The sequence below is a fragment of the Arthrobacter sp. B0427-1-12 genome, assembly GCF_059092905.1.
In genome coordinates this window covers 25,724-34,372 of record NZ_JBNHIC010000040.1, presented here as the reverse complement: position 1 = coordinate 34,372, position 8,649 = coordinate 25,724, and the positions used below count along the sequence as shown (strand labels likewise).

The window sequence follows — 8,649 nt, the reverse complement described above, 5'->3', positions numbered from 1 at the left end:
CCGGATCGCGCTCACCCAGGCCCGCTGCCACCCGGGCGCGCGAGAGCTTCTCGCCCGCCGCAAAGCAGGCGGGGACGGCGGCATGGAAGCACTGCGTGTCCTCAAACGCCGACTATCCGACGTCGTATATCGAGCTCTGATCGACGATCAGAAAACCTCCGCAGCCCGCACGCTCATCCTCGCCGCTTGACAGAGGAGCTAGGGACACTCCCTCCGTTAGCGGGACATCCCTGACACTCTTACACAGATGAGAGTGATGAGTGTGAACCATCGACGGCTGGAAATCCTGCTGGCACCGGGGCGGAACGGTATCCCGGTGGCTGAGGTCCGCCGCCGCTACCGCATCTCCCGGCAAAGCTTCTATGAGTTTATTGTCGCCGTCTGGTGGGCGGAGGGCACCGCCGGGCTGCAACCCCGGTCCCGGCGTCCTTCAACATCTCCGGCCAGAACCGCCGATGAGATCGAGCCCCTGGTGCTACCGCCTGCGGATGGACAACCCGCGCTGGGGGTACACGGGTGCTGCGGGTCAAGCTCATCCAGGCCGGCCTTGACCCGGCACCGGCTGTGTCACGATTCGCCGGACCCTCAAACGCCAAGGTCTGGTCACAGCACAGGTGCGCCGAACCTCGAGAACGCGGAAGCGGTTCGAACGTCACACTCCGAACGATCTGTGGCAGATCGACGGAATCCAGGTTGCCTTAGCGGATGGCTCCCGAGCGTGGATCTGATCGATGACCAGGCCCGGCTCTCCATCGGTGCGCACGCTGTCCGCCGCTTCACCGCCCACGCAGCATCTCGCGACAACACAGTGCCAGGGGTGTCCCCGGACCGTACATTTTTCAGTCGGCGTTTTTGGCCCTATTATTGATTGGCGTCGACAGACACAGCAAGAGGTAAGTTAATACAGAACTTCTTCGAAAGCGGCACGGTGCTGTTTCCCGATTCTACTCCAATCTCTGCGGCTCAAATCAGGTCCAGACTTGTCGCCGAGGTCATGAGAAACTCCCAGCGCGGCAAGTAGATGTTCGCTGCTTAGCTGTGACTCGAAAATGCGCACCCAAGACTCTCCAACCTCCGCCTGCAGCAGTTCATTGCTCAGAGTTCTCGGGACAACGACGACCCGGTCCAATGATAGAGCCAACAAGGCTGCCCCGGAATTGTACATTTGGCGATACGGAAGTATGACCACAGAGGACTCAGTGACTACTTTGACCAGCCGGTCTTCAGGCAGATAGCCAAATTCAAAGGAAATACGAGGATCCCCGGCAGCGCGAGTCTCTAAGCTAAGCGCATAGTGGGAACTTTGGGGCTGACCGGCGATCACTAGGCTCAGGTCCGGGCCCTTCGCCGCCATAAAAGCATCAATCAAATCCTCAACGCCCTTATATGGCCGAATCATTCCAACAAATCCGACCCTGCCCTCGACGCGCGAAGAACGATCAAACGAGGACATCCAATCCCTATAATGGCCATGCAATATGGTCCTCTTGACAGCCTTGGGCACAAGCTGATCCAAATTTGCATCTGCGTCATTGAGGCAAATTGCTAGACTGACATTTCGTCGAAAGAGCCAATCAGCAAACTTCTCAGGAAACGAAAGACCTTCATGGGGTCGGAGGTTATGAACTGTCCATATGACAGGAACTGAGAGAACTTTCCAGCGCAATAGCATGCCACCAAGAACAAGGCTTTTTACCCAAGAGCGAACCGGACTCTTACCATGATAGAGAATCTCGGGCCAATGCACGTGAACTGCTGCTGGCCGACTAAAAAGGGCGTTTCTCCAACTCCAGTAGGCAATCGGAATTCCCTCGCTCTCGATTGCTTGAAGTAACTGCGTTATATAGGGGTTCAGGTTCGCCGATGTCTGATGAATTGTTTGAAGTACTTGCCGCAAAGCCGCTCTCCTAAGTCTCACCCACCAACTATGTGGGTCCTAATATCCGTCAAGCTTGAGCGAGGTATTATTCCGCGAGTCGCGGCTGCCTGCAGGTGTCGAAATCCGGCCTCACCCCGCGCCCGCCCTAACCTTCTGAGCACTACGGCCTGCGTGCCCCGCCAATTTATCATTCGTACTCGTCAGTGATGCTGGACGAGACGCAACGACTGCCGTCATAACTACAGCTATCAAAAACGCAAGTCGATACTTATCCAATGCGGGCTCAAGCAAAGCCTTGCCGACCAAGGTTGCAAACGCTGCGGCAAAAACCGCCCTGTCTACCGCCCATCGCCCCTCGAATGTCGCGAAGACAAGAATCAGTACCAGGAGCAGTCCCAGCGCTCCTCCTCGGATTGCTATGTCAGCGATGAAGTTATGTGCCGACTCCGTCGGCACCAACTCGCCTGCATAATAATCAAAGAAGTAGACTTCTTGCCCCAGGCCGTGCCCCGTCAATGGGCTTTCTGAGAAACTAATCCACGCCTGCACCAGTTGGAACGGACGAGTAGCAGCAGAAACAATCTTGCTCTCGCTGAGGAACGTACTATCGATTCCTTCAACAAATAGCCTTGAGACCGCACTGTTGCCTGTAATAATGATCGAGCTTCCAATGGCAGATACCAAGGCAATGACAGCAAATAATCCAGTAAGCTGCAGCCGCTTCTGAGACCTCGAATTGAGGATTCCTGCCTTCCACCAGATGGCTAGCGTGGCAAGTACCCCTACCACAGTGGTTGTCAGAATAGCAGCTCGTTGGTCGCCGAGAAGGGGGTACAAAAACCACAGCGCGAGCCAACTAGCTCGGCCTTCTAGGGCGGCGAAGCCTACAGCACAAAAGGCCAAAATACCGACAATCGTTCCGAGGTCTCCCCCAATGGCACCAAATGTACTTCCTGACATTCCAGGGAATTCCACGGTGACGCCGAGTAGCGTCATTACTGCTACTGCTCCCAGAGGCACAGTGAGGACCTTTAACGCGACACTGCCAGCAGCGAGTAAATCTACGCCCCGCGCCTTTCCCAGTATCGCTGTAAGGAGCAATAAATATATGACCAATCGAGACTGGGTAAACAGAGTTCCTGGTCCGGCACCATTTGCGTGTCCTACCCACGCCATCAATCCTAGGTAGATCGCGAGAACTAGCAATATGACGATATAGTTGCCTGCCCTAGCCGACGATGTTCTTTTTTTCAGACAATAGGAGGCAAAGATTGTGATGGCTAGCAGATCAACCAAACGTATATTGAATACCCCCGTGTGCAGAGAAAATAGGCCGTTGGGAACACTGTTTTGCGAAGGATAGAGGAGTGCTTCCAAAGTAAGAGCAACGAAGGCAATGACCAAGATGATTGGTACCCGCTTGTCACCGATCTCGCGCTCATGTTCAGACGAACTTGTCATTTAGTCACATCCGCGGAATTGATCAGGACAGCGTCCCGAGTCGGACAGGCCTTCCGGATCCTAGAAGCGATTTTCACCATGCTGGCCACCTAACCTACTTGGGGCATCACGAGTTTTTCTAGATACCGCGCGGCCACTGTGGCTGGAAGGCAATCGTTTACCAGCCCTTGCATCGCTGCACCAAGGGAATCCCGAATTGGACGTGGACGCAAGTTGTCAATGGTATCTGCCAGTTCATTCCATGACGATATAACCGCCCCAGCTCCGAACTTTGACACCACAGTTGCAGCCCCCGCTCCACGGTGGACGATGGATGGGACGCCATGTGATGCAGCTTCAACGACAACCCTGCCGAAGGGCTCGTATTCTGACGTCAAAACGTGCAAATCGGACGCACGCCACGCTGCCGTCATCTCTCTACCGCGCAATTGACCCATAAAGTGCACCTGTGGATTCTGTGCTACGCCGCTGGCTCGAATATGGTACTGACCCAGCGTTCCGCCGACGACAGACACAGAATCATGGTCCCCCAACGCTTCGCACAATGCTCCAAGCGCCTTGTCTATTTGTTTGTTTGGATCGGGTCGACAAACGATTATGAATCGAAGGCCACTACCAACATTGCCGGCCGTCTCACCATCGCCATTGCTCTCGGGTGACAGAACCGGCCGATTCAGTATGACAGTATTGCCAGCCAACTTATTGGGTAGCTGATTACTTACTGTCTTGGAAGCCGCAAATACTATGTCTGCGATACCTGCCGCCAGTGATTGGAATACCCGACCACCTCGAGTCGGAACGAAATCATGAAGGTCCAGAACTGTCCGGGCCGCTCCGGAGGACAGTGCGACGGCCAGGTGAGTCCACTGGTGATGGCTGTGCACGACATCTGAAGGCCCCAATCTCGACAAGAAGAGCCGAAGCCCAGGCAACATCACCAGAATCTTTCGCGGGCTTAGTTGACCACCATATCGGGGCGGCATCAGAATAACTGGGCCGAAAGATTCTTCATTCCACATATGAGTGAGTTGACCTAGGGGCGCGACAAGCTCAAATGTTGCCTTCGGAAGAAGCAAGCGTAACTCCCGAACTAGGGTAACCAGCGTCGTTTCAGCACCCCAAACCTCCGTTGAAAGAGTTACGAACCGAAAACTAATTTCGTGATTTGAAGGATTATTGTTCAGTGGATCAAGTCTCTCCACGCACACCTGCTCTCGCGTGGAATTCGGGACAGGCCATTTCATGACAGTTCCTTTACACGTTCGATCAGAGTCTCCAATGTAAATGGCCATCGGAACGGCTGGACAGCCTCTCGAAGTTTCTCTCGAGACGGAGTCTGCTTCGCCAATCTAATTACATGCTGTGCAAAATCTCTTGGCGTATCTGCAATGTTGACTATGTCGTCGAAAGCCAGACTTTCGAGACCAAGCGCACCTAAAGTTGTTGCCACGACCGGTGTTCCGCAGGCCAGTCCTTCCAAGATCTTTAGCCTGGTCCCGCCGGCGGCCAACAGTGGAGCGGTTGAAACCCGCGCAGCCCCAACGTAGCCGATGACACTCTCGACGTTGGCGTGCACCTCAACTGATTCAGAGGCCAAGGCCTCTACCTCTGGAGCCGGGTTCCGACCAACGAGCTGCAATTTGAATCCCGGCAACTCTCGTCGAACAAGAGGCCAAACTTTTTTGACCAGCCACAACGCAGCGTCGATATTCGGCTGCCAGCCGAGATGGGCTACGAAAACAATGGTATTTGCTCGCTCCCCCTGAAAAGCGAAGCCTTGATCTGATACGCCGTTAGACGCGACAATCACCTTCTGGAGCATGCTCGACTGTCGGTTCAAACGCAGCACTTCGTCCCTGTCATGTGGACTGACAACGGAAACCGCATCAGCAATCCTATCCAAACGCGATTCTAATTTCTTTACACGTAATGTTTCATACTGAGCAATCGACCTACGCAAGTAAGTCGGAGCGGAGCGAGCGTAATTCTTCAGCAGCTCAGCCTCAACATTGTGCATGTCTACAATTGTGGGACTCGGTAAGAGTGTCCGATATATAAGCAACTGACTGTATTCAATAACGGTCACATCAAAATTCTGGCTTTGGGTGGCAGCCACAATCTTCTTCACCGCACGAGGCGAGTACCACCGGGCGATGCTGATGGAACCGATTCGTATTACATCAACGATGACCTTTACGTTTGCGACTATCAACCTCCACCAAGGTCTCAGGGTTGGCCCCTGGCCTGCTTCGCCGCGTATTGAAATGGAATGCACAGTCATACCTGCGTCGCGCAGTTGACCTACGATTGCTGAAGTTCTCATAGTCCCCCCGTCTCGGGGGGAGTTAAACGCAGTTTTTGTGACCAGCAGAATACTTTTAGTCAATGTCTAGTCCCTTTAAATTCAGCAGAGGCAGTGGTAAATAATGCATGCGAGTCCTCATCTGGGTATTTTTTTCCACCCTGCAGCTGTCTGGCCGCGGCGAGCCGCTACAACCCGCGAGTATGCTCTTACTGCACCCGCCAATGGCACTGCCTGCATTCCCACTACTGTGAACAGAGGATCTAAGGGCGTATCCACACGAATGCGACCTTTGTAACGCAAGATGGACCAGGCGATCGCGGTAGCAGCAAGGGGACCGGTTACTGGAGGGCGCACCAAAGCCGCTCCAACCACTGCCAGCCAGAATCCCAAGGGGCCCACGGTCGTCCGGTACAGCTTATGGGCCAAATAGAATCGTCCTGCTGGCGTCCTCGCCAACTGTGGTAAGCGCGGAACGGCCTCACTGATTTGACCAGCCGCTATCCGAATTCGCCGTTCCCATTGTTCGTTCGGCGAGGCAGCTGCCTCCATTGTGGAAATTTCCGGCGCCACGCCAACAATGAGGTCTCTCGAGTCGAAATCCATGGCTAACCACAAATCATCAAGCTGGGTCTCCATTGGGATGGGCCGGAAGTCGTTTCGACGAAAGGCCAGGAACTCCCCTACAACAGCCAATGTCCCTATGTGTGATGCCGTCAGTTTCTTTACGGTGGCCTCAAATTTCCAGAACGCACCTTCAGTTCCGCTCGTCTCCTGCTTATTTGCACTGACCATGTCCCAAACGCCAAGGTTCTTCCAGAGGTCTCCCGCCCAAGATTCAGGTGCGAACTGGCAGTTAGCGTCTGTCAACAGAATTACGTCCGCTTCAGACTCCATCACGCCACGGTTGACAGCCGCCGGCTTACCAAGTCGGCCAGTCAGAATTACCTTGTCTGCAGAACTGGCGGCGCTGGCCGTTTCATCGTCGCTGGCTACTACTGTTATACGAGCAGATCCGGGCCATTCTTCCAACTGCTTTTTGAGCTTCTCGATCGTCGGCCCAACAATGCCTGACTCAAGATAGGCAGGAATAATCACCTCTAAGCTCGCCGCTTCCTGCAGTGGCCCGCGCTTTGGCTTACCGCTTTCAAATCGACTCTCAATTCGGGCACTAATGAAAGGAAGGATTAGCCCCGAAAGGAACACGCCCGACGAAACTCCGATAAGTCTCCACGGATTAATCACAACATTTTCCCTACTGTAGAAACTTGAGGTACATCAGGATAAGCATTGAAATACTGAGGCGACTTAAACGTATTCATCAAGTTTTGGGCTGACGCTCCAGCAGCCTCTAGACGCTCTGCCAAAGAAGATCCAATGGAAGTAGAACCAGACAATATGATATTTATCACTCTCGAGTAGGCCCCTGAACCAAAAATGGGTACCGACAACTCCAAATCTGCTCCTTGTTGAGAGGTGTGTGGGGAACATCCGTCGCCTGCGCGGCTGGCCGGCTAGGTGCGCCTCGTGCCAGATTTTACATTGAGCAGGTGTACGCCATGATGTATTACGGTTGTACTCGACCCCCCTCTGGGGCAATTACTTGCACCGCAGAAATTTGAGTAACTTATTAGCGAGACTTGCTCCACTCGGTGCAGTCGGAACAACACTAAGGAATTCAATGCGTATTTCCGTGATCGGTTGCGGCTACCTAGGTGCCGTCCACGCCGCTTGTATGGCGAAGCTAGGTCATGACGTTGTGGGCATTGATGTTGACCTGCAGAAGATTAGTGACCTCGGTTCAGGGCGGGCTCCGTTCTTCGAACCTGGACTCCCGGAGCTTCTGTCCGAGGTTCAAGGTACGGGACGCCTGACGTTCACAACCGACATCTCAGAGGCAGCAGGATCTCAGGTCCATTTCGTGTGCGTGGGAACGCCGCAGCGAAAGGGCGAAAATGCCGCGGACATGCGCTATGTTGATGCCGCCTTCAATTCTCTCGCACCGCATCTGCAGCCAGGCGATATCGTAGTCGGCAAGTCCACTGTGCCCGTAGGGACTGCCGCACGCCTTTCCGAAGAACTGGCCATTTCGGCTCCAGGCGCAATTCTGGCTTGGAACCCTGAATTCCTCCGCGAAGGGCACGCTGTCAAAGACACACTGACACCGGATCGTTTTGTTTACGGGGTTTCGTCAGACGAGAAGGGCACAGCTGCTGTAGATGCCCTTGACGCTGTATATGCCGTTCCTCTGGCAGCTGGAACCCCGCGACTGGTCGCGGACTATGCTACCTCAGAACTTGTCAAGACAGCCGCCAATTCCTTCCTCGCAACCAAGATCTCCTTCATCAATGCAATGGCTGAGGTGTGTGAAGCTACTGGGGCGGATGTGACACTCCTAGCGGACGCGATTGGTATGGACGAGAGGATCGGACGGAAGTTCCTTAACGCCGGCGTCGGATTCGGCGGTGGTTGTCTCCCCAAGGACATTCGAGCTTTCATGGCTCGGGCAGGGGAACTCGGCGCGGATCAGGCTCTGACGTTTCTCCGCGAGGTCGACGCAATCAATATGCGACGCCGTTCTCGAGTTGTCGAAATTACACGGGCGATGTTCGAGGGAAGCCTGATCGGCAAGCGCATCACCGTCCTCGGCGCAGCGTTCAAACCGGACAGCGACGATGTCCGAGACTCCCCAGCCCTGAACGTAGCGGCCCAACTCCAACTCCAGGGAGCAACGGTAACTGTAACCGACCCCGAAGCACTGGCAAATGCAGCAATTCGATTCCCAGAGCTGAACCTCGAAGAGAATCTAGACAAGGCTGTAGCTAACGCCCACGCGTTGATCCTGCTTACCGAATGGAAGCAGTACAAGGAACTTGATCCGCATGCCCTCAAGCGTGTAGTGGCAGAACCTAACATCTTGGATGGGCGCAATGTGCTGAGTCCGGAGAAATGGCGAACGGCTGGCTGGACATATAGAGGACTGGGCCGGCCTTAACCGCTGAACTGT

Annotated in this window: 6 protein-coding genes and 1 pseudogene; 2 read left to right on the top strand and 5 right to left on the bottom strand. The window is 54.4% G+C overall.

Annotated elements, in window-relative coordinates; all coding sequences use genetic code 11:
- Window positions 1-190, top strand: a pseudogene (locus AC5RWU_RS18625) (hypothetical protein); the annotation flags it as partial.
- A 708-nt stretch (window positions 191-898) separates the two neighbouring features.
- Here the strand turns inward: AC5RWU_RS18625 and AC5RWU_RS18620 are convergent.
- The 5 genes from AC5RWU_RS18620 to AC5RWU_RS18600 form a co-directional block, all read right to left on the bottom strand.
- The gene (locus AC5RWU_RS18620; RefSeq protein WP_494032396.1) at window positions 899-1,453 is read right to left on the bottom strand and encodes a glycosyltransferase; all 555 of its coding nucleotides are present in this window, start codon (window positions 1,451-1,453) and stop codon (window positions 899-901) included.
- Window positions 1,454-2,008: 555 nt separating this feature from the next.
- Complete coding sequence (locus AC5RWU_RS18615; protein ID WP_494032395.1) at window positions 2,009-3,340, bottom strand: hypothetical protein; 1,332 nt, start codon at window positions 3,338-3,340, stop codon at window positions 2,009-2,011.
- Between the two features lie 89 nt (window positions 3,341-3,429).
- Window positions 3,430-4,275 (bottom strand): glycosyltransferase family 4 protein, encoded by an 846-nt coding sequence (locus tag AC5RWU_RS18610; RefSeq protein WP_494032400.1) that lies wholly within the window; start codon window positions 4,273-4,275, stop codon window positions 3,430-3,432.
- A 305-nt stretch (window positions 4,276-4,580) separates the two neighbouring features.
- The gene (locus tag AC5RWU_RS18605) at window positions 4,581-5,663 is read right to left on the bottom strand and encodes a glycosyltransferase family 4 protein (protein ID WP_494037137.1); all 1,083 of its coding nucleotides are present in this window, start codon (window positions 5,661-5,663) and stop codon (window positions 4,581-4,583) included.
- A 117-nt stretch (window positions 5,664-5,780) separates the two neighbouring features.
- Window positions 5,781-6,887, bottom strand: a complete 1,107-nt coding sequence (locus AC5RWU_RS18600) for a glycosyltransferase (protein WP_494032393.1) — start codon at window positions 6,885-6,887, stop codon at window positions 5,781-5,783.
- A gap of 436 nt (window positions 6,888-7,323) precedes the next feature.
- Here AC5RWU_RS18600 and AC5RWU_RS18595 point away from each other — a divergent pair, with 436 nt between their 5' ends.
- Window positions 7,324-8,637: a UDP-glucose dehydrogenase family protein gene (locus tag AC5RWU_RS18595; RefSeq protein WP_494032392.1), complete on the top strand. Its 1,314-nt coding sequence runs from the start codon at window positions 7,324-7,326 to the stop codon at window positions 8,635-8,637.
- The last annotated feature ends 12 nt before the right edge of the window (window positions 8,638-8,649 follow it).

Excerpts from the sequence above, each read along its gene's own strand:
- AC5RWU_RS18605 (WP_494037137.1), bottom strand. The coding sequence starts at position 5,663 with ATGAGAACTTCAGCAATCGTAGGTCAACTGCGCGACGCAGGTATGACT.
- AC5RWU_RS18615 (WP_494032395.1), bottom strand. The coding sequence starts at position 3,340 with ATGACAAGTTCGTCTGAACATGAGCGCGAGATCGGTGACAAGCGGGTA.
- AC5RWU_RS18595 (WP_494032392.1), top strand. The coding sequence starts at position 7,324 with ATGCGTATTTCCGTGATCGGTTGCGGCTACCTAGGTGCCGTCCACGCC.
- AC5RWU_RS18620 (WP_494032396.1), bottom strand. The coding sequence starts at position 1,453 with ATGTCCTCGTTTGATCGTTCTTCGCGCGTCGAGGGCAGGGTCGGATTT.
- AC5RWU_RS18610 (WP_494032400.1), bottom strand. The coding sequence starts at position 4,275 with ATGTTGCCTGGGCTTCGGCTCTTCTTGTCGAGATTGGGGCCTTCAGAT.